The 24062-nt window shown below is 40.7% G+C and carries 13 protein-coding genes; 10 read left to right on the top strand and 3 right to left on the bottom strand.

From position 1 onward, the window contains the following. The first annotated feature begins 607 nt into the window (after positions 1-607). Positions 608-1978 (top strand): GH1 family beta-glucosidase, encoded by a 1371-nt coding sequence (locus VB836_RS23480; protein ID WP_323223071.1) that lies wholly within the window; start codon positions 608-610, stop codon positions 1976-1978. Here the strand turns inward: VB836_RS23480 and VB836_RS23475 are convergent. Continuing rightward, the gene (locus tag VB836_RS23475) at positions 1975-2766 is read right to left on the bottom strand and encodes a DUF362 domain-containing protein (protein WP_323223069.1); all 792 of its coding nucleotides are present in this window, start codon (positions 2764-2766) and stop codon (positions 1975-1977) included. The two genes, VB836_RS23480 and VB836_RS23475, sit on opposite strands and share 4 nt — an antisense overlap. Positions 2767-3078: 312 nt before the next feature. On the opposite strand from VB836_RS23475, the gene VB836_RS23470 reads away from it, so the two are divergent. The 9 genes from VB836_RS23470 to VB836_RS23430 all read left to right on the top strand — a co-directional run bounded on the left by VB836_RS23470 (position 3079) and on the right by VB836_RS23430 (position 19444). Next, positions 3079-3369, top strand: a complete 291-nt coding sequence (locus VB836_RS23470) for a DUF2949 domain-containing protein (protein ID WP_082172405.1) — start codon at positions 3079-3081, stop codon at positions 3367-3369. Positions 3370-3723: 354 nt separating this feature from the next. Further along, entirely contained in the window at positions 3724-7395 is a 3672-nt protein-coding gene (locus VB836_RS23465; RefSeq protein WP_323223067.1) for a WD40 domain-containing protein, read from the top strand. Positions 7396-7875: 480 nt separating this feature from the next. After that, positions 7876-9108, top strand: a complete 1233-nt coding sequence (locus VB836_RS23460) for a hypothetical protein (protein WP_323223065.1) — start codon at positions 7876-7878, stop codon at positions 9106-9108. Between the two features lie 231 nt (positions 9109-9339). Beyond that, positions 9340-10404 (top strand): glycoside hydrolase family 10 protein, encoded by a 1065-nt coding sequence (locus VB836_RS23455; RefSeq protein WP_323223063.1) that lies wholly within the window; start codon positions 9340-9342, stop codon positions 10402-10404. Positions 10405-10432: 28 nt separating this feature from the next. Beyond that, complete coding sequence (locus VB836_RS23450; RefSeq protein ID WP_323223061.1) at positions 10433-12373, top strand: glycosyltransferase; 1941 nt, start codon at positions 10433-10435, stop codon at positions 12371-12373. 93 nt (positions 12374-12466) lie between these two features. Then, positions 12467-13243 (top strand): calcium-binding protein, encoded by a 777-nt coding sequence (locus tag VB836_RS23445; RefSeq protein ID WP_323223059.1) that lies wholly within the window; start codon positions 12467-12469, stop codon positions 13241-13243. Between the two features lie 187 nt (positions 13244-13430). Beyond that, positions 13431-14369 carry a HEAT repeat domain-containing protein gene (locus tag VB836_RS23440; RefSeq protein WP_323223058.1) on the top strand — a complete coding sequence of 313 codons (939 nt, stop codon included), beginning with the start codon at positions 13431-13433 and terminating at the stop codon, positions 14367-14369. Between the two features lie 38 nt (positions 14370-14407). Then, positions 14408-16678: a tetratricopeptide repeat protein gene (locus VB836_RS23435; RefSeq protein WP_323223056.1), complete on the top strand. Its 2271-nt coding sequence runs from the start codon at positions 14408-14410 to the stop codon at positions 16676-16678. 162 nt (positions 16679-16840) lie between these two features. Next, complete coding sequence (locus tag VB836_RS23430) at positions 16841-19444, top strand: PAS domain S-box protein (RefSeq protein ID WP_323223054.1); 2604 nt, start codon at positions 16841-16843, stop codon at positions 19442-19444. 59 nt (positions 19445-19503) lie between these two features. Here the strand turns inward: VB836_RS23430 and VB836_RS23425 are convergent, their stop codons facing one another. Both VB836_RS23425 and VB836_RS23420 read right to left on the bottom strand, forming a co-directional pair. Further along, a complete protein-coding gene (locus VB836_RS23425; RefSeq protein ID WP_323223053.1) occupies positions 19504-22692 on the bottom strand; it encodes an alkaline phosphatase in 3189 nt (1062 codons plus the stop codon). A 468-nt stretch (positions 22693-23160) separates the two neighbouring features. Further along, entirely contained in the window at positions 23161-23661 is a 501-nt protein-coding gene (locus VB836_RS23420; protein WP_323223051.1) for a DUF4168 domain-containing protein, read from the bottom strand. Positions 23662-24062: the final 401 nt, after the last annotated feature.

The raw sequence follows: 24062 nt of genomic DNA, 5'->3' as shown, positions 1-24062 counted from the left end.
AAGTAACTTATCAAGTTCTAGGATAGATCCTCAAAATATAAACCGGGATCTTCCTAGAGGAATAGATTTAATACTCTCAAGTCAGAGAACTCCGGGGACAATTTAGGCTGGTTGTCGTTTTTTGATGGGTTTAACCATTTTCCTCGCTGGGCGCATCATTTTGCTAGCGGAATACAATTTCTGATCCTACCCGAAGCTATTATTCAAACATTTCAAACATTTTCAAACATTTTCAAACCGTTTTGAAGATCAGTAGAAATACGTTCCTAAAATATTGAGAAATAGGAATTGGGGTATCTGTTGGCACACGGTCCGCAGAACCCCTCAACTAAAAAAAGAAGAAAAACACAAAGACACGAAGACACAAAGAGAGAAAATTTTTGTCGTTAGCGTGTCTTTTTTTATCATTATATCTCATCAATATCTGTGAAGATTTATGTCTCTAACTCTGTGAACAATTCCGAGTTTTGACTTGAGATTAATCTCAGTGACAATCTCTTAAACATAATCAACTTCATCAAATTTTATAATTAAACTCGTTACTTTTTCCCGTCTGTATTGTACCTTAGAAAGAGAACAGATTTGATAAAAATTTCAGAGGTCAACCATGAATGATCAATTTCCAGAAAACTTTATTTGGGGTGCTGCAACTGCATCTTATCAAATTGAAGGCGCAACCCGAAAAGATGGGCGTTTACCGAGTGTTTGGGATACCTTCAGCGCCACACCCGGACGAGTTTTAAATGGAGATACCGGAGAAGTTGCTTGCGATCATTATCATCGCTATGAAAGTGATATTAAATTGATGGCTAAACTGGGGGTTAAACATTATCGGTTTAGTATTGCTTGGCCTAGAATTGTTCCCAACGGACGAGGAGAAATTAATCAAGCCGGAATCGATTTTTATCAACGTTTAGTAGACTGTTTACTTGAACATAAAATTACCCCCCATGCAACTTTATTTCACTGGGATAGTCCTCAAGCTTTAGAGGATTTATATGGGTCTTGGCGGAGTCGAGAAATCGCCCAAGATTTTGCAGATTATGTGTATACTATTGTTAGTCGTTTAGGCGATCGCATTACCCACTGGATAACGATTAATGAAATTCCCTGTTTTACCCATCTCAGTTATGCGGTAAATAGCGATCCGCCTCACGCGCCAGGAACTCGTGTAAGTCGCATCAAAGACATTTGGCAAACCTCTCATCATGCGTTACTTGCACATGGTTTAGGGGTGCAAGCTATTCGCGCTGCTTCTCCCGTTTCTTGTTCCGTTGCATTGGTAGATAATTGGGCGGTAACGGTTCCTATTATAGAATCATCTGAACATATTTTAGCAGCAAAAAATGCCTTTCCCCTTTGTGGACAAAATGGCGGAATTCTCTTTCCGGCGTTAACGGGAAATTATAGTCCGATCTTGTTAGAACTTTTAGGCGAAAATGCACCAGATATTCAACCGGGAGATTTAGAAATTATTCATCAACCGTTAGATTTTTTGGGATTTAATGTTTATTCTGCAACTTATGTTAGGGCGGCGAATAACAAACTGGGTTTTGAATTTTTAGGTTTACCCAAAGGTTATCCTCGAATGAATATGCCTTGGTTAAATATTGTCCCCGAATCAATTTATTGGGGAATTCGCCATATTAGCGAAACGTTAAACCAGCCCAATTTACCGATATTAATTACAGAAAATGGATGCGCCGCCCAAGATGAATTAAACCAACAAGGAGAAGTCATCGATAGCGATCGCATTTTCTATTTGCGTCAACATTTTAATTCGGCTTATCGGGCGGTTTCAGAAGGATATCCTTTGAAGGGTTATTTTGTTTGGAGTTTGATGGATAATTTTGAATGGGCGTGGGGGTATGATCGCAGATTTGGTTTAGTTTATATTGATTATCCCACTCAACGCCGCATTCCTAAAATGAGTTTTAATTGGTATGCTGAATGTATTCGTCAAAATCGAGTGGTTTAACTTTTGATTTCACTTTGTCTCAGTTGATCAATACAGTTGAGATAGTTGGGAATGGGTTCCTCTGCGATCCGACAAGCCTCACGATCAACGTTAATTAAATCATCACCCCAAAAGACTTTTCCGCAATAAATTGATTTTCCTTTATCGGGTTTCCAGTCAGGGCTAATAAACTTGCGATCGCTATCGACAACCGCCCCATCAAATAAATGTCCGATACAAAAATAAACATCCTGCAAAATCAACGGAACTGAGGGACGATGTAACTGTCCCCGTGAGTTGGGACTTCTGGCTTTATATTTACTGCGGGGAAACAACCCATAAAGGTTTTTAAGAGAAGCAGAAATTAACGGTTCTCCGTTGAGGTGAGTGCGTTTGAGGGCGCCTATACTGATGCGACAGTCTACTTCTTTAAGGATAGCTGGAGCGTGCATTGAGGGGAAGCGTACAGGCTGGGGGGAAAGGTTGGGATATTCCATTAAAGGGAGTTGATCTGCATCAAGTAGTTGAACTCCATCTATGAACAGATCAGACAAACCATTACGGTTAATAATCTCATGCAGGGATACCGGAGAACAGACCCCCTCAACGACTAAAATTTCAGCGCTGGGGTTCGCCTGTCTGAGTCCTTGTAAAACCGCCCCCAAAACCCCTCGACTGACGGTAACAGGTGGGCCGACGGGATACCCTAAATTGGGCTTAACCAGAATACGTTTTGCTTGTTTAGCCGTTTGGGGAGGTTGATAAACAAAACGATCCGTTGTCTCTACTCTCACAGAATGATCTATCATGCAACAATTTTACAAAAGATTTACAAAAGATTAAAACATTATAAAGTTTAAATGAAGCCTGTATAGATGAGTGCTACTCAGTAATATTACGGACTTTACAATAGCTTATTATTATAGCTAGACTTAAAAAACCTAATTAAATAGATCCACTACTTAAGTGTGATATAGATCACAGAAAAAAACGGGTAGAATCACAAGCAGAGGATGTTTTGAGTCACGGTAGAGTTGGGAACCATCCATAATACTTAAGATCGTAAAATGCAGATTCGGTTATGTACTTATTCTCGACTAGAGATTTGAAGGGAAATAAAAATGCTATCTACCAAACAAGCTCAACTCATTCAGTTTTTACGCTTTGAACTCGCGATCCCTGCCTCTTCCATCGCTATGGCCCTGCGTCATCCCGAACAAGAGTGTGGTCAACTACCGATGATTTTGTGGCAATATGGCTTAATCAGTTTAGAACAGTTGGATCGGGTTTTTGACTGGTTAGAACGATTTGGAAGTTATGTAGAAATTAAACCTACATTTAATAGTGCAGATCCAGATCATGAAACATCCAATGAATCGATAAATCTGTCTTCAATCTTTTTGGGGGTCTAACTTATAGTTGAGTGATGTTGACAGCCGTGTTCAATTTAAGATTAGTTCCGTAAAAGTGAAAAATTTTAACTCTTTTGAATTGGAAGCAAGAGCGATAAAATAACCCCATTTTAATCACTAATTAAAAATCTGAATAGAGTCTTATTTTTCAACAAGAAACTGACGATCAGATTGATCGAGTCATTTCAATTTGTCTAAACTCCTCCAGAACCTCTAAAATAGAATCAATTAATACCAGTCATCGAACCCCTTGTAATTTAGCCCAAATCCCTGTCTAATCAGGTTGCTAGCGCAGAAAAAGGGAGGAATATTCAGGTTAAACTACAACAGAGGGCTGAACGCATCACCCATGCTATGAATTTTGAAGAGGCACTAAAGATAACCGATGCTGTTGTTTTTGACAAGACGGGTAAACACCTGAGCGATGTTCAACGGGCTGTCGTTCAAGGAACTTGGTGTCGTCAAAAATATCACGAAATCGCCTTAGCCTATCGTTGCACTCCTGAATATCTCAAGCAAGATGTTGGCCCGAAACTGTGGCGTCTACTGTCGGATGAATTTGGAGAAAAAGTCAGCAAAACCAACTTTCGCACAGTTCTCGAGCGAGTTCAGAGCCTACAAAATCCATCTGATGACGTTGAACCCCATCCTCCCGTCGCACCTCAACCTCCTTCACCCATTCTCCCTGAGAAATCATCTCACCACATTGACTGGGGAGAAGCCACCGATGTTTCGCTGTTTTATGGACGTTCTCAAGAACTACAGCAACTTGAAGAATGGATAGTGACTCAAGGATGTCGGGTGGTGGCGTTGTTGGGAATGGGGGGAATTGGGAAAACTTCTCTATCCGTACAACTGGCTCAAAAAATTCAGTCAGAGTTTGAATATGTGATTTGGCGAAGTCTGAGAAATGCTCCGCCCTTATCTGAAATTTTAGCGGAAATCATCCAATTTTTATCAAACGAACAACAAGTTAATATATCCTCTGATATTCATCGCCAAATTTCTCAATTGATTGAATTAATGCGAGAATCTCGGTGTTTAGTGATTTTCGATAATGCTGAATCGATTTTACAAGAAGGTGATCGAGTTGGACGCTATTGTGAAGGCTACGAACACTATGGGGAACTGATTAAACGTTTAGGAGAAAGTCGCCATCAAAGTTGTTTACTCCTAACCAGTCGAGAAAAACCCCGAGAAATCGCTGCATTAGAAGGAAAAATTCTGAATGTTCGTGCTTTGCAATTAACGGGACTCGAAACCGAAGATTGTCAAGCCTTAATTCAAGCTAAAGGAATTTTAGCATCACCTGAACAATGGCATCAATTAATCGAACGTTACGCCGGAAATCCCCTAGCGATTAAAATAATCACGACTACAATTGATGATGTTTTTGGGGGTCAAGTTGCGGAATTTTTAGAACAAATTCAACAGGGAACCGCTATCTTTGGGGATATTCGAGATTTACTCGAACAACAACTCGGACGTTTATCTGAGTTAGAACTTGAAATTATGTATTGGCTGGCGATTAATCGAGAACCTGTTTCTTTATTAGAATTACGAACCGATTTGCTTTCCGTTGTTTCTCCTACAGAAGCGATTGAATCTTTAGAGTCTTTAAGACGGCGATCATTGATTGAAAAAAGTTCTCACGGCTTTACACAGCAACCTGTGGTTATGGAATACATGATCGAACAGTTTATTGAGCATATTTTTCTAGAAATTCAAGCCGAAAATATTGTCATGCTTAACCGATACGCCCTGATCAAATCCCAAGCCAAAGATTATATTAGAGAAAGTCAAACCCGTGTGATTCTCAACCCCCTTGTTCAACGTATTTCTGAACGGTATCGCCTGCGGGTCGAACTCCAAGAAAAATTTCATCATTTATTAGATAAACTCAAAAATCATGTTCAAGAAAAATCAGGATATGCAGGCGGAAATCTGATTAATCTCTGTCATCAATTAGAATTAGATTTAGCGGATTATGACTTTTCACATCTTGCGGTTTGGCAAGCTTATCTTCAAGATGCTAATTTACAAAACGTGAATTTTTCGGGTGCTGATTTATCCCGTTCTGTCTTTGCCGAAACATTAGGAAATACTCTGACTGTTGCGATTGGGCCAGAGAACCAATTAGCGACAGGAGACGCAGACGGAAAGATTTTATTATGGAACACAGAAGACGGTCAAAAATTGTTAATTTTTCAGGGAAAAACAGGTTTTGTCAAATCGATAGCTTTTAGTCCAGAGGGGAACTTACTCGCCAGTGGTAGCGATGATCAAAGCGTGAGAATTTGGAAAGTAAGTACAGGCGAATGTTTGGATCGGTGGCTCGGACATCAAGCAACGATTAAATGTGTTAATTTTAGTCGAGATGGTCAAATGATTGCCAGTGGTAGCGATGACCGAACGGTGAGGCTTTGGGATGTGTGTTCTGGTGAATGTTTGCACGTTTTGAACGGACATCGGGAAGGGATTCGGACTGTGATTTTTAGTCCTGATCGTGCGATGATCGCTAGTAGTAGTGATGACCAAACGATTAAATTATGGTCTACAGATACAGGTGAATGTTTACGAACGTTTACCGGAAATTCGACCTGGAATTGGACAGTTGCTTTTCTCGAAAGAACGACTAAAAATTTAGCTTCTGATTCGGAAGCGTTGCCGGATTTAACCCAACAAAAATCTCCGAAAATTCGCTGGGTTGCGAGTAGTTGTGATGAGAATACGGTGCGGTTGTGGGATATCGAATCCGGTCAATGTTTTCATACCTTAGAAGGTCATTTAGATTCGGTTTGGGCTGTTGCATTTAGTGAGGATGGTCAACTTCTGGCTAGTAGCAGCGATGATCAAACCGTTAAACTTTGGCAGCTTAAAACGGGGACTTGTATCAAAACCTTAACAGGGTTTGAAAGTCAAGTTTGTTCAGTGGCGTTTAGTCCGGATAACAAAATTCTCGCCACCGGAAGTCAAGAACAAATGGTACAGTTATGGGATGTTATTACAGGTCAACGCTTGCGAACCTTGCGAGGTCACAAACATCAAGTTTGGTCTTTTGTTCTCAGTCCCGATGAAAAGACTTTAGTGACGGGGAGTGATGATAATAAAGTTCGACTTTGGGATATTAAAGCCGGTCGATGTATCAAACGATTTTCGGGACATTCAGACTGGGTTTGGTCTGTTGTATTTAGTCCAGATGGTCGGATGCTGGCCAGTGGAAGTTATGATTGTACCGTCAAGTTGTGGGATATCCAGACCGGAGAATGTTTGAAAACGCTACATGGTCATAGTGATCGAATAGAAGCGGTGGTTTTCAGCGACGATGGGGGAATGTTAGCCAGTGCGAGTGATGATCAAACGGTGCGGGTTTGGGACGTCCAAACGGGGGAATGTCTACACACACTGACCGGACATAGCCGTTGGGTCGGGGTTGTGGCGTTTAGTCCCGATGGGAAAATTTTAGCGACGGGGAGTAATGATCACAGTCTCAAACTGTGGGATCTTCAAACGGGGAACTGTCTGTACACTTTAGAAGGACATCTTCAAAGAGTTCATCTGTTGGCGTTTAGTCCCGATGGAAAAAGTTTAGCCAGTGGTAGCTACGACAGTACAGTTAAACTGTGGGATGTCAGCAGTGGAAAATGTCAAAAAAGCGGGTTAGCAACAGTTGAGCGTCTTCTGGCTTTGATTTTTCGGGCTGAGGGTCAACTTTGGGTGAGTGGGAGTGATCGGGGTCAAGTGCGATTGTGGGATGTCCAAACCGGAGAATGTGTTAAAATGTTAGCCGACCAAGGTAGTCCAGTTTGGTTGGTTCATCTCAATACCCAGGGTGAGACTTGGGCGAGTGGAAGCTACGATCAAGCCATTCGGATTTGGCATCTGGAAACGGGCGAATGTTTGCAAGTTCTCAAGACAGACAAGCCCTATCACGGGATGAATATTACCGGAGTGACCGGAATCACCACCGCTCAAAAAGCGACTTTGAAAGCGTTAGGGGCGATCAATCTCAATAGTAAAAGTTAGTTTTTTATTCACATTTGCTTTGATCAAAAGCCGCTAACATCATTCCTCTCAATCGCTTTTGATTACACCAACTCACCTGAAAGTTCAATCTACCTTTACCGAATCTTTACAATGTCTCGGGCGCTCTTGATTGAAACTTTACAGTGCAGAATCAAACCTTCTATTAAACTAGAAACGTATAGATAAATATACGCCACGCTAACGTCTCCCTCTTGGATTGAGTCTGAAAAAATCTGCATCTCCTTTTAATACCCCCCAGAAAATGTTTAATGTTCCTGGAGTAAGGGATAAAAATGATTTCAGTTAACGCCAGTCATAGGAGTTACTGAGGGCGCATCTTGAAAATAAGGGGTTGATCATTGCCAACTTTAGAAAAGAAGAATCAAAATCTGAGATCTTCGCTTTTAAATTTTGGGTAAATGTCCCAAAAACTTGTTAGTTAAGCTAAAATCTATTCCCTGGACTGTGAGAGGGCTAACCGTGATTAACTCTATCGGGTTCAACTCAATTCGATCTTCAGATGAGCAGAAACTTTATGCTCATCTACAATACTATTGCGAAACTGAGTCACCCCAACAGTTGATTCAGCGTTTTCGCAGCTTGTTTTTAGGTGAAGTTGAATATCCTGATCCCGAAATTTGGGCGGCTTTAAGTCGGGTTGTTGATGCAGATTTTTCTCATCAAGAATGTTCCCACATCCTGAACCGTTGTTGCTACATTTTAATTAACCGTTGGTTAAAACGCCGCAAATGTCAATGGGCGATTTATGAATTAGTCCAACTCTTTGAACTTTTACCGACGGGACTACCCCCTTGTTGGACAGCCCAACGCTTGCGATCGCTGGTTAAGCGGTTTATTCAATCAGAACAATATCACGCCTTACGTCGTTTAGCTAAAGCGTTTAAAGACTGTAAAAATACTGAATCAAACGAAGCTAAAACCTTAGATACACTGATTATTCGATATCCCTATTTATATGAACATTTTTTCCTCACCGATGATAGCACCGATGAACAGCGACAAGAAATTCGCATGATGCGACATCGTAGCCAGTCACAATTCGATGATGATTTACATCAGTATGTAACGGATCGGACTCACTGTGCTGAACAGGGATTAATTCTATTACCGACTAAAAACCCAACTCTACTCTCTGAGCAAAAATATTACTCGGCTGTTAATCATTTTACCAGTAAAGTTGATGGTCAACATAGCTATCATGAGTTGGCTCAACAGTTTGTTCAACAAAGTCGTCAAACTCGCTCCTATCGGACTTTTAAAGAAGAACTTTATGAATATTTAAGCAGTTCTATTGATCCAAAATATGGTAAAAATAGTTTCAACAAACGTTTATATCAAGTTTTACAAGAAACCTTAAGTCACAACGATAGCCAAAAGGTTAATGATGCTTTAATGGCAGGAACTTGTCGCAAAATCTTTAACTTCATGGTTGTTGAAAGTTCGCAAAAACCGAGTCACTTTGTCTTCGTTGACTTACTGAATAACTTAGGTGCTACTTCAGTGATTGGTGCATTACTCAAATTAGTTTTAATTTCTCGCAAGGTGAAAGGAGATTTAGAAAAACGTTTCTCTGTTTTATTCAATCATTATGCTAATTTTACAAAAGAAAAAGTATTTTGGTTAGTCGAAGCGCTGGAAAATGTCAATATTGCCTTTAGCTTGAATTTTAGCTCAAAAAAATTTTTATTTTAAAACAGCTTAGTTTGTCAACCGACAACTGTTTACGATTAACACCTCTATTTTTCAGAGGTTGAGAATTCCCCTGTCTAGAGATTTTCTGTGCTGAAACTCTTGTTATACTAAATCGGATTGTCAGACTCAACCCGGGTGATATACCAATTCTATGAGTATCCTGATTTCCTCGCTTCTCGCCCGATAACCCACAGAAGACACAGAACAAGTTCAGTTGACACAGGAGGTTCTATGGAAGTTCGCGGGGTCTGGATTACCAGCACCGATAGTAAAGTTCTCTATTCGAGGCAGACTATCGCAGAAGCAATGCAGTTTTTGGCGGAAACCGGATTTAACGTGGTCTTTCCCGTCGTTTGGAATAAAGGAGTCACCCTCTACCGCTCTCAAATGATGAGCCAACAGTTTGGAGTGGAAATCGATTTTTATGTGAGTCGCGGACAAGGACGTGATCCCTTACGAGAATTGATTGAAGAAGCTCATCAAGTCGGACTGAAAGTGATTCCCTGGTTTGAATATGGTTTTGCCTGTTCTTATCAACAAAATGGCGGTCGTATTCTCAGCAAAAAACCTCACTGGGCGGCTTTAAATGCTCAAGGAAATCTCTTGGTTAAAAATGGTTTTGAGTGGATGAATGGCTTTGATACTGAAGTTCAGAATTTTATCATTGATTTAATTCTAGAAGTGGTCAAAAATTATGACGTTGATGGAATTCAGGGTGATGATAGAATGCCAGCAATGCCCTCAGAAGGAGGATATGATACTAAAACGGTTGAACGCTATATTCAACAATATGGTCGTCAACCTCCCCTCTATCATAAAGATGAGCAATGGTTGCAATGGCGAGCTGATATTTTAACGGGGTTTTTGGCTCGTCTCTATCGAGAAGTGAAAGCGGTTAAGCCTAATGTTTTGGTGTCAATGGCACCGAGTCCTTATCGTTGGGGATTAAATGAATACTTGCAAGATTATATCGCCTGGATTGACCAAAATTTGCTGGATCTGATTCATCCTCAACTCTATCGTCGGAATTTTTGGAGTTATAAAGGTTTGGTTGATCAACTGGTTGATACTCAGTTTAGAAATGGGCAAATTCTCAAGTTATCTCCGGGTATTTTACTGAAGATTGGTTCCTACCGAATTACTGAAGATGAGCTTTTAAAAGCGATTGAGTATAATCGCTTTCGAGGGATAAAAGGAGAAGTGTTTTTCTTTTATGAAGGGTTACGAGAAAATAACAATGCTTTGGGAAATGCTTTGCGTAAAGGGCCTTATAGAACTCCCGCCCCTCGCTGGTAAAATTTGAATAAAAGGTTGAGAAGTCAAGATGGATTTAGACGGAACTGATATTAGCCTATCTGTGATTATTCTCTGCGATGATCAATGGGAGTTTATTCTTGATGCGATCGCCTCCGTAGAAGTTGATCTCGAAACTGTCGATGAAATCCTAATTGCCACTTCTCATTTCCTTGACTCTGAAGAACAGGAAATTTTAAATTATTTAAGTAGTCAAGGTTATATCATTTGTCAAGTTCCTGATGATTTTAATCAAGCCGAAGTTCTCAATTTTTGTATTCAAAAAGCGAGCGGAAAGTATATTCTCCCTTTACGGGCTGAAAATAAAATTTGCTCGGATACAATACTCACCGCTTTAGAAATTCTGGATGATCAATCTGAAGTCGGTGTGATTTATGGAGATCTAAAATTCTTTGGACAAGAAAGCAAGATTCAACCGTTACCTGATTTTAGCTTGATTGAACTTGTTCGTCAAAACTTTATTAATCTTAGCTCTATTTTTAGAAAAAAAGTTTGGGAAGATTGCGGAGGATTTGATGAAAATATTTCTAATCCAATCCGATGTGAATGGGAGTTTTGGTTAAAAGCAACGACTAAAAACTGGAGATTTTTTCATCTGACCCAAGTTTTATTAGAAAAAAGAACGACTTCACAACAACAGAATCTAGAATGCAACGAAAAGCTGAATCAAGAACATCCTTTAGTTAGTGTTTGTATTCCAACTTATAATGGTGAGCGCTTTATTGCTGAAGCGATTTCGAGTATTTTATCTCAAACCTATTCCCCGCTTGAACTGATTATTTCCGATGATGCTTCTCTCGATAAAACGGTTGAAATTGCTCAAAAATATCAAGAGATCACTTCAATACCAATTTCGCTCTTTTCTCACGAACCTTTAGGACTGGCTGAAAATTGTAATTTTGCGATTTCTCAAGCGAGAGGAAAATATGTGAAATTTTTATTTCAAGATGATCTTCTGTCTCCAAATTGTATCGCAGAAATGGTACAACTTGCTGAACAAGATAAAGACATTGGATTCGTTTTTTCGCCGCGTCAGATCTGTTTTGTTGATCAAATTGCTGAAACAGATCCGGATCTGATCTCAATTTATCACGATTTTAAAAATATTCATCAAGCTTGGTTAAGTTTAAAATCGATTCAATGGGGTCAAGAATTACTCAATGATTCGCATCTTTTTAAGCATCCTATTAACAAAATTGGGGAACCGAGTACCGTTTTAATTCGTCGAGAAGTTTTAGAACAAGTTGGAGGATTTGATCCCTCACTTAACCAGTTAGTGGATCTCGATCTGTGGCTGAGAATTATGGGAACCTATAAAGTTGGATTTGTCAATCAAGTTCTCTCCTATTTCCGACTTCATACCCAACAAAAAACCTATCAAAATATTTCAGAAAACGTTTCAACAGATCTCCAATTTTATTATAAAGTTTATGCTCATCCAGTTTATCATTTTTTGCCTGAATTCCTTCGTCATCGAGCTTTGTGTATTTATACCATTAACTTAAATCATTTTTATCTTTATTTTTCCGATAACAATTCGGGAACCTTTCTCGAAGATTTACGTCAACTAAGGCAAGAAGTCGCTGAATATTGGCTGCAACTGACCGCCGAAAAATTCAATAAAACACCCTCAAGTTCTTTAAGAACAGTCTATAATATCTTACTGAGAAATCAAAGATTCAGACAGGAACCGCTAACGGAATCTGAACAAAGGTTTGTTAAAGATATCGTTAATACAATCTCAAGTTCATCCGGTAATTTTCAAGAAGTGGGAGAAATTTTAGCCTTAATGCTGTATCAAAATCCTACTCAACATTCGTTCACGTCTGATCTAATCCCTCTACCCTATGGACTATACAAAGAGGTGCTGAATTGGCTAAAAACAGGGGTTTTCAATCTGGATCTAAGTCCGTTAAGTTCAAGAAGAACTCACTCAAATCCAAAAAATTAAGATTAAGTTATATTAAACTAAAGCAGGATGTGTTAAACTCAATTCTTGTGATTTAACTGAAACCAGTAAACACAATTTGGAGAATTATCAACAATGGCTTTTACATTAGTCCCACTCGGTTTTGTTGGTTTTTTTGGCTTTCCAGTTTTAGGAGGAACCGATGACCCAGATACAATTTTTCTGTCTCCGGGTCAAGGCTTAAATACAGAAATTTTGTTACTGCGAGGAAACGATAGTTTACAAGCACCTAACACCAATGAGCGGTTGGTTGTTAATGGGAATCAAGGCGATGATACAATTACAGGGGGAAATAGTGATGATACTCTATTTGGGGGAACTGATGGAGATAGAATCTTTGGAGGTTCGGGACAAGATCAAATTTTTGGAAATGTAGGAAATGATATATTAGAAGGCGCCTTGAGTAACGATCTGATCTATGGAGGTCAAGGCGAGGATAATCTCTTTGGCGATGAGGGAGATGATACTTTATTTGGCGATCGCGGTAACGATATCCTCGATGGAAATACAGGAGTTGATGATTTAATTGGGGGTGAAGGGGATGATACTTTTGTTTTTAATCCAAATGAAGCGAGTTCGGATTTTAGGCAAGTTGATGCCATTTTCGGAGGGTTTGTAGTAGGAAACAGCAGCCTAGTGGGAGATAAAATAGCAGTTCCGAGCCGACTGCGAAACCAAATTGATCCGTTAACATTAGAACGAGATTTTGATGCCAATGGAGATGGTAATTTTAATGATATTGCGATTCAACTCTTTGATGGTCGTTATCTGGGGATAATAATTGATGATGGCACCCTACCAAATCGCCTAGATCTAAACATTGATTTTGTCTTCAGTGATAGCTTTTTTTAAGCTACAGCCTGAGAAGCGGATAGAAAAAGGCAAGCCGTAACAAATCAGTCAATCTCACACAATTTGCCCTATTACGCTGCATAATAAAAGATCAACTCTCGGTCTTCGATACAATTGACAGCGAAGACAGAGAATTTACTCAGTCAGAAGGCGATCAAGTATGAATTGGAATATCCCAAATAAATCATTGAATTCGCCCAAATTAGCTCTGCTCTGTCTTTCTGTTGGTTTCTTATTAATCGGAAAAGTCGCAACTCAAGCGACGACAACCGCAGAAGTCATTGCTCAAATTGAGCAGTTAGGGAATACAAATCGACAAGACCGACTTTCCGCCGTCAAAACCCTCAAAAAAATAGGCTCTCCTGCTATTCCAGTATTAGTAGAAGCCTTGAATGACCCCGATGTGAACATTCGCAAAAATGCAGCTTTCGCCTTGGGTTCGATGGGTGCAGACGCAACAGAAGCCGTTCCTGGTTTACTGTCGGCGTTGAAAGATGCGGATCAAAGTGTTCGTATGGATGTTGCCGTCGCTCTGCGGCATATCGGGCCAACTTCGAGCGAGGTTCTCCAATTCGCGATCGCCGACTTAACCCAAGGCTTGAAAGATGAAAATCCTCAAGTTCGTCAGGGTGCTGCCTTTGGCTTGGGAATACTCGGCCCCGAAGCCGTTTCTGCGGTTCCTGATTTAATTGCGACGCTCAAAGATAGCGATGAAGAGGTGCAAATTTCAGCCGCGATCGCACTGAAACGCATGGGACAGGGGGCAGTTCCGGCTTTAACAGAAGCCTTGAATGACGAACAGATGCAAGTTCGAGCTAAAGCTGCTTTTGCTTTGGGAAAAATCAACGCAGAGGCGGTTTCTAGCGTCACAGAGGCTTTGCAAAATAGCGATCGCCAGATTCGTCCAAATCCGCCTGAAACCCTCAAAAACCCCGTTTCTGGCTCCCTCCAGGCTCAAGCTAATCGCCCCAACCCTCGTCCAACAACTCGTCCTACTCCCGGTGGAAATCGTCCAACAACTCGCCCTACTCCCGGTGGAAATCGTCCAACCCCTCGTCCAACAACTCGTCCAACTCCTCGTCCAACAACTCGCCCCAGTCCTAGCCCCAATGGTTATCGTGGATAAATAACCTTTTTTCTCTGTGATTAATTGTTCAAAACTAAATGTTAGATCGTCTCTATCACGAGGCTATCGCCCTCTATGATACTGGATATTTGTCTGAGGCTGAGGAAAAATATCAGCAAATTTTAGCCTCAGAAAATAATCATCCTGACGCTTGGCGAGAGTTAGGGATGATTTATTTATCTCAAGAACGTTATTTAGAAGCCCTCGATGCCTTTCAATACGCCTTAGAATTAGATTCATCAAAAGCCCTTCAATATTATTGTTTGGGTTTAGGATTAGCCGCGACAGAAGATTTTACCGCCGCCATTTCAGCCTATGAACAAGCGATTTATATAGATGAAAACTGGAGTGATGCTTATCATCAGTTAGGCCAAGTTTGGCTAGAACTGGGACAGTTAGAACAGGCGGAAGTCAACTATAAAAAGGCAATTTCTCTCAATCCTTATTCATCAGAGAGCTATTTGAATTTAGGGAATCTTTTAATTGCTAAACAACAAATAGAAGACGCCATCAAGATTTATGAAAATGCGCTTGAGTTTGAGCCTGAAAATCCTCAGCTTCTCTATCAACTCGGTATCGCTTTTAGTACCGTTCAACATCCTGTTAACGCTGCCTTTTATTTGGGATGTGCTGCTTATTATCGTGGTGAATATACAGACGCAATTCAATATTATCAAGATTATCTCCAAATTCAAACTCAAGAGATAGAAGTTTATTTAAAATTAGCCGATTGTTATCAAAAAATCGAACAATACCTGCAAGCTATTCAAACTTATCAGCAAGCCGTTGAACAGATTTCCGACTCAACAGAGATTTATCTGGCTTGGATAAACACTTTACAAGAAATGGGAGAAACGGAAGCCGCAATTAATTTAGCTGAAACGGCTTTAGAAAAATTTCCTGACAATATTTCGTTAAAACTCACGCATCAACGATTATTACCCATTGTTTATGAAACCTCTTTAGAAATTGAACAATATCGCCAGAGGTTTTCTCGTCTTTTAACACAATTTATTCAACAAACAGATTTAACTTCACCTGACAACTCAGCCCATTTATTTCAAGCTATTTCCAATCACACTAACTTTTACTTACAATATCAAGGATACAATGATTTAGAACTGCAAAAACAATATGGAAAGCTTGTTCATCAAATTATGGCGGCTAACTTTCCGCAATGGGTTGAACCCATACCTCGCCGAGATTTTAAGCCGAATGATAAAATTAGAATTGGCTATATATCCTCATTTTTTCAATGGCATACGGTTGGGATTGTCTTTTTAGGATGGTTAAAACAACACAATCATCAAGACTTTGAAATCTTTTGTTATTATACCGGAAAGGAAGAAGACGAACTGACAAATTTATATCGCTTTTATAGTGATAATTTTGATCGACTTAATGGTGAATTTGTTGAGATTATTCAGAAAATATATGCAGATAAACTCGATATTTTAGTCTTTCTAGATTTGGGAATGTGTCCCCTAACAACACAAATTGCAAGTTTGCGTCTGGCTACTATTCAATGTGCAGCTTGGGGACACCCCGTAACAACAGGTTTACCCACAGTTGATTACTTTATTTCCGCAGATTTACTTGAACCGAAAAACGCCCAAGAACATTATTCTGAAAAATTAATTCGTTTACCCCATTTAGGAATTTATTATGAAAAACCCGAGATTCCAGACATACAGAAAACTCGTTCTGACTTTGGACTCAAAGAGAATGCAGTGATTTATCTTTCTTGTCAGTCTTTGTTTAAATATTTACCTCAATATGATAGGATTTTTGTAGAAATTGCTCAACAAGTTCCTCTCGCTCAATTTGTGTTTATTTCTCATTGGAACTGTGCAATTACTGAAAAGTTCAGACAACGATTAAAACGTGTATTTTCTCAATTTGGTTTGAAGAGTGAAGACTATTGTATCATTTTACCCAGACTGGAGAAGTCAGATTACTTACAGTTAAACTTAATCGCTGATATCGGCTTAGATACTGTTCAATTTACAGGATTTTTAACATCGTTAGATAGCATTGCTTGTAATTTACCCATTGTCACCTGTGAAAGAGAGTTCATGCGGAGTCGTCAAACTGCGGGAATTTTTAAACGAATTGGAGTCACAGAAACAATTGCGGATAATCAAAGAGAATATATAAATATAGCAGTTCAATTAGGATTAAATTTAGATTGGAGACAACAAATCGTTAACAAAATTCAGAAAAAACAGTCTATCATTTATGAAAATGTTAACTGTATTCAAGCTTTAGAAAACTTCTATCGAGAACAATTCTCTATGAATCCCTCCTAGCTAGCTCTTGAAAAGTATAAAAAAAGCTATAAATAGATTGAAAAGTTCAGGTTTAGTCAAAAAAATGTTGTTTGGCGAACAGTTACAACTTTTGAGTTTAAAATATAAAATAAAAACCCTGGTATTAGCCGATGTTAAAACATCTGTTCTAGTGTAGAAAATATGAAAAATTTAAATCCTGCTATTGTTCTTGGGAAAGAACAACTGAGTCAAATTATCGAGATATTACCCATTGGGGTAGGGGTAATTTATCAAGAAACTGGCTACACCTATCTTAACCGAAAGGGAAGAGCATTGCTTGAACAAGAGACGAGCAATAACTTGTCTGTTGAGGAACTGTTCAAAACCTACCCCATTTATCGCTCAGGAACAGAAAAACGTTATCCTTATCAAGAATTACCCATTGTACAAGCATTAAAGGGTAAAACCGCCAAAGCAGAAGATTTAGAAATTCGGACTCAAACAAAAGTTATTTGTTTAGAAGTAGAAGCAACTCCTATTTTAGACGAACAAGGACAAGTGATTTGTGCAGTTGCTACCTTTGAAGATATTAGCGAACATAAACGCATAGAAGCGGAACGTTTGAAAGCCGAAAACGCCCTTTGGGAGAGTCAACATCGCTTTGCAACCTTAGCAAAAGCCGCGCCAGTGGGAATTTTTTGTACAGATACCCAAGGTAAATGTTTATACGGTAATCATATCAGTTTTGAGCTGATTGGTCTATCTCAAGAAGAGTCAATGGGAGAAGGATGGACAAAAACCTTACATCCCGATGATATAGAACAGGTCACAGAAAATTGGTATAATTTTGCATTAAATGGAGTTCCTTTTAACTGTGAATATCGTTTTTTGCATCCTGATGGTCGTATTATTTGGGTATACGGGCAAGCCGTCGCCGAAACTGATATTAATGGCAATATAATTGGTTATGTGGGAACCATAACAGACATTACGGCGAAGAAACAAACTGAACTCGCTTTACAGCAAAGTGAAGCCAAATATCGCAGGTTAGCCGAAAATGTTCCCGGTGTAATATATCGTTATCTCTTGCATCCAGATGGTCGAGATGAATTTACTTATATTAGTCCTCGGGTTGAAGAATTTTATGGCTTTAAGGCGGATGCGGTGTTAGAAAATTCGGCGATTATATGGGATACTATCTGGCCAGAAGATGCAGAAAAAATACGATTTTCCACGTTAATTTCTTGTCAAACGTTGCAAGCTTGGTCAGAACAATATCGCATCACTAAACCCCAGGCGGGTGAAATCCGATGGATGGAAGCTTTTTCTGTGCCAGAAAAACAAGCAAATGGCGATGTGATTTGGGATGGATTTATGATTGATATTAGCGCTCGTAAACAAGCCGAAGACTCCTTAAAAGAACGAGAAGCCTATTTACGAATGGTCGTGAATAATGTTCCCGTAATTTTGTGGGCGACAGATAACAATGGTATTTTTACCTTATCAGAAGGCAAAGGTTTAGAAGGATTAGGATTAGAACCAGGGGAAGTTGTCGGAAAATCAGCCTATGAAATTTATGCGAACTTCTCAGAGATAGTTACTGGGATAAATCAAACCTTAACAACGGGTACTTATTATCATGTTAAAATTGAAGTCAAGGGTCGATTTTTTGAAGCATTAGGAAATGCGTTTTATGATGAGCAAGGTAATTGTTTAGGGATGATTGGTGTGTCATTTGATATTACCGAACGTCAGCAAGCTGAACAAATTTTAGCAAATTATAATCAAACTTTAGAAACCCAAGTCGCTGAACGGACAGAAGCCCTGTGTAAAAGTGAAGAAAAATTCCGGGCAATTTTCAATCAAGTGTTTCAATTTATTGGGTTAATCAAACCCGATGGAACTGTGATTGAAGCGAATCAAACAGCCCTTGATTTTGCGGGTATAAAACTTGAGGATATTATGAACAAACCCTTTTGGGAATGTCATTGGTGGACGATTTCACCCCAAACTAAACAGCAGTTAAAAGAAGCTATTTCTCAAGCTGCACAAGGAGAATTTGTTCGCTATGAAGTCGATGTACTCGGAAAAGATAGAATAGCAACAATTGATTTTTCAATTCGTCCAATTCGCAATCATCAAGGCGAAATTATATTATTAATTCCTGAAGGGCGAGATATTACCGAACGCAAACAAATGGAAGAAGCCCTGCGAGAAGCCAATCTCGAATTAGAACGTTTAGCTACCTTAGATAGTCTGACTCAAGTCGCAAACCGTCGTTTTTTTGAACAATACTTAAACCAAGAATGGAAACGACTCAGCCGCGAACAACAACCTCTAGGATTAATTTTGTGTGATGTCGATTATTTTAAACTGTATAACGATCATTACGGACATCCCGCCGGAGATGATTGTTTAATTCAAGTCACTCAAGCGATCCAAGTTTCCCTTAAACGTCCAGCCGATTTACTCGCCCGTTATGGAGGAGAAGAATTTGTGATTATTTTACCCAATACTAACTTAGCCGGAGCCATTAATGTGGCTCAAGAAATTCAACAACAAATTCATCAACTTTCTATTCCCCATGCCAAATCAGAAGTGAGTCAATATATTACTTTAAGTTTAGGAATTGCGAGTTTTATTCCCACAACAAAACAGTCACCCGCCGACTTGATTGCGGTAGCCGATGCTGCTTTGTATCGAGCAAAAAATCAAGGAAGAAACTGCATTTTCCCTTCAGTTCCTCCAACAGTTTGGCAGAATATAGGCTGTGAATACTTAGCAACTCCTCTTGTTAGTGAGTAGCAGAAAACCCCAGTTTCTTACCAAAAAACCCGGTTTCTTTGAGAAACCGGGTTTTTAAACTAGAAAGGATCAGCAGCTATTAAACTCGCCGCATCCACACCTGTTAAGATCGCTAAAATCTCGCTACCAAAGCTAACTTCGGTATCACTTCCGACTTGAGAAATCGAGAGTTCATCGGCACTGAGATCGCCTTTTAACGCTAACAAATCAATTCCGACTTCAAAATCAACAATCGTATCAGTTCCTTCACCTACAGCCAAAACAAAGGTATCAGAACCCTGGCCGCCAGAGAAATCATCCCCAGTTAAGGTATCATTTCCTAAACCGCCATCGATCAAGTCATCGCCATCATCGCCCCAGATGCGATCGTTACCTTCATCACCAAACAGTTGGTCATTACCCGTTTTACCGCCAATTTGGTCATCACCCAAACCGCCGTAAATGATATCGTTACCGCCAACCGTACCACCCGGAGAACGGCTATTTTCGTCACCTCGCAGAGTATCATCCCCTTCTTCACCGTAGATGATATCATCGCCTAAACCGCCTGCTGCCAGATCATCACCAATATCCGCCCGGATCAGGTCATTGGCTTCACCACCCACTAACGTTTCATTTTCCGGTGTACCATCAATTAAATTGGGGAGAACATCACCAAACAGCGTCCGGTACATGATCTCGTAAATTCCCGTATTATCAACGGTACTCGGCAATAAATCCGCATTCAAACCGTAGGTTTTGGAAACAATACTACCCGCAAAGTCCGGTGTTCCCACATAACCAATGCCAAAGGGATATTCACCACCATTGGCGTCGGGTGCAGAAATAAACGGTTCAGTATCTCGACCACTCGCCCCATCATAGGGAACTTGAATCGCATCGGAACGATCTGCTAGAGTCGGGTTTACACTCACAGTACCAACAGTCTCACCCCGACGATCCGCAATTTCTAGACCGCCTGCATCGCTATCAGCCGCCGTGATAATTAAGGTGTTGGGGTCTTGGTTGTCAACAAAGTCCATCGCTACCCCAATGGCATCATCAGCCCGTTGCATTGCTTCTACAAAACCACGAGCGTTATTATTGTTGGGGAAATTATCGGTGCCTTCTTCTTCCATCACCACAAAGAAACCATCGGGATCTTTGGATAATATCGGTAAAGCCGCTTCTAACATCTCGGCAATGGTGGGCGGATTTTCATTTCCGGGCTGACCGTAATTTTCTAACCCAGCTTCAACGTTTGCTTCTTCGGTAGTGTCGTTGTAGGTGTCTGTCGCCGCAAAAATCCCCAGAACTTTTTGAGTGTCTTCCGGTAAACTTTGCAGTTGTTCGCGAGTATAAACGATAGTGTAACCGAGATCTTCGGCTTCTTCAATTAAGTTGCGACCATCTTCGCGGGTACCAACTTCGCCAAAGAAACCCACTTCTCCGACGGGCAGATAATCAATTTCACCGCCTCCGAAAATAATATTAACCCCAGATTCAACAATTTCTGCGGTAATTTCTTCGGTTGCACTGCGATTTTCAACATCAGCTAAAAACGCCCCGGTTCCTGGTTCAGCGATAATACCAGAGTTAATAATAGCAGTTGCTTTTCCGGCTTCGATCGCTTCTTCCATAATGGTCATGCCCCGCATCCCGGAACGAGAAATGACGGGAACACCATTTTCATCGAAGCCAAAAGAAGGCGCAGGCGCTTTGGTTCCCGTCGCGTGTGTTACCGCCCCAGAGTTGGAGGTTCCCACCAGTTGGTCTTCCATGTGTCCGAGATAAACCCCGGCGTTGGACATCATATCCCAATTTAAGCGACCATCCGGCCCAACTTCGACAAAACGGGCTGCCGCATAATGAGAGGGGCTGGTACCGTCTGGGTGAATAAAGATGACGTTTCCGGTGTCTTGAGTGGCTTCAGGGGCGCTTTGAGGCGGTTCAGCCGGAACAGGAGAAGGCAATTCCACATCAAATAGCGTTTGGTACATGATGCGGTAAATGTCGGTGTTATCCAAAGTGCTGGGTAACAACTCCGCATTTAACCCAAAGGTTTTAGCAACAATACTACCCGCAAAGTCCGGTGTTCCCACAAAACCCACACCAAAGGGATATTCATTGCCATTGGCATCGGGTGCAGAAATAAACGGTTCAGTATCGCGTCCACTTGCGCCATCATAGGGAACTTGAACAGCATCAGAGCGATCGGGTAAAGTGGGGTTAACGCTAACGCTGCCAACGGTTTCTCCTCGACGGTCTGCAACTTCTAAACCACTCCCATCACTGTCTGCTGCTGTAATTAACAGGGTATTGGGTTTAACGTTTTCGATGTAGTCTTGAGCGACACCAATGGCATCATCAGCGCGTAACACGGCTTCGATGGTACCCCGTGCGTTATTATTGTTGGGGAAGTTGTCGGTGCCTTCTTCTTCCAAGACAACCATAAAGCCGTTCTCGTTTTCTGGGGAGAACAGATCCAAGCCTAATGTCACTTCTAACATTTGGGCGACAGTCGGCGGATTTTCGTTTCCGGGTTGACCGTAATTTTCTAAACCCGCTTCAAAGTTTACTTCTTCGGCAGTGTCGTTGTAGGTGTCTGTTGCTGCAAAAATTCCCAGAACTTTTTGAGTGTCTGCGGGTAAATTTTGCAGTTGTTCCAGGGTGTAAACAATGGTATAACCGAGGTCTTCGGCTTCTTCAACTAAGTTGCGACCATCTTCGCGGGTGCCTTCAGAGCCAAAGAAACCAACGGTTCCAACGGGGAGATAGTCGGTTTCGCCTCCCCCTAAAATAACATTAGCACCCGATTCGACGATTTCTGCGGTGATTTCTTCGGTGGCGCTACGATTTTCCACGTCAGCCAAAAATACGCCTGTTCCCGGTTCGGCGATAATCCCCGAGTTAATAATAGCAGTGGCTTTCCCCGCCGCGATCGCTTCTTCCATGATCGTCTGTCCGGGGTCAACGCCCAGGTCGGGGCCACCAAGTTCAGGACTGAGGCCAGACAGGGAAACAATCGGATCGCCATTTTCATCTAAACCGTAAGATCCGGCAAAGGGTTTAACGCCCATCGAGTGAACCACCGCCCCGCCGTTGGAGGTTCCCACGAGTTGATCTTTCATGTGTCCGAGATAAACCCCGGCGTTGGTCATGTTGTCCCAGTTGAGGCGACCATCTGGCCCTTCTTGCACAAAACGACCCGCAGCAAAGTGAGATGGACTGGTACCATCAGGATGAATGAAGATAACGCTATTAGACATTTTGATCGCTTATTAGGGTAGATGCGGACTATTTTTTGAATGCAAAAACTGACTTGAGTTTGAAGTGACTTTGTTCAGACTTCAAAGCTCAATTGAGAAAACGAACTGATTGCTACAACTTACCGTTGCACCCAGATGAATGGAATTAGAATCTCTAGAAAAGTTTCCACCTAGATACTGTATTTCAACTGGATTAAATAGAGTTTATGATGAAGTTATTTTTAGGTTAAACTTATAATTTTTAAAAAACTTTGACAAACAACAAAAATTCCTTTATCTTAAAAATGATAGGGTTTAGTTAATATTGGATTGGGCTTTAACAGTGCTGATCTAAGCATAAAAAAAGTAGAAAGCTCAATCACTCTCTACTATAATCTTGAAAAATTGATATTGATTGATGGAGTAGAAAAAAGTTAAATTATTACGACGGTAATCTATAAACCACTCCATAGGTTAATCTAACCTCAATTAATTTTGAAGCATTTGTTCAACTTGTTGTTTGAGTGCGGGATTGGCTTGAATGGCGACGATAATTTCTTGAAATCTTTCGACTTCTAATCCTTGACTTTGTACCGCTTCATACTTCTGCGTTTCTGTATTTTCCAGAATCTCTCTAACTTTCACCAATGCTTTGTCAAATTTCTGCTGTTCTTCAGCCGAAACCCCACTAGAGGCAGATTCCTGACTTTGCTGGCTTTGTCCAATCTCAACAAATCTTTGGGGGGTTAAACCCTCTTCTTGAACCGCTTGAGCCATTCTCTGTTCAGCTTCAACTTCAATTGCTCGTAGCTTCTTAAAGGCTTCCGCAAATTTTTGTAATTCGTCCGGAGTTACTTGCGTTGGAGAGGCGGCTTGTGCTAAAACAGACTGCGGAACAGAAGTCAAAGTTTGACTATGAGCAGGAAAACTACTAATACTAAAGAGAACAAAAGATCCAGCTAGGCTTCTCAACAGAAGGGATTTGAGCATGATTTTTTCCTTGAAATTACACGTGTGGCAACCTGCCTCACTTTGATAGCCCCATTGATGGCTCTCGACCTGATGGGAGAACTGATCTGGAATTTACCCGTTGTTCAGCAATAATCTCCCGTTCAAGAGTTGAACTTGTGAATCAAACGGACAGAATCACGAAAATTAGTCATTCTGCCTTGGGCTTAAAGTCAGTGACTTGACAGTACATAGAACCCCACGACTTCACGTTAGCACCTATCTAAAATTCCGACAAGCTAAATTCTAAGTATTGTTTGACATCCTCTCCGCCGTAAACGACGGAGATTCCAAACATCACTGTTTGGGTTTCCTCTTTCTATGAGTTGACTTACTCAACTGGGTTTCCCCACTTAAGCAGAGATCAGTCTCTCGGGAGGCGT

The organism is Limnoraphis robusta BA-68 BA1 (assembly GCF_034932365.1).
GTDB classification, from domain to species: domain Bacteria; phylum Cyanobacteriota; class Cyanobacteriia; order Cyanobacteriales; family Microcoleaceae; genus Capilliphycus; species Capilliphycus robustus.
Note: the sequence above shows the minus strand (reverse complement) of the source record. Positions and strands in the feature narration are given on the sequence as shown.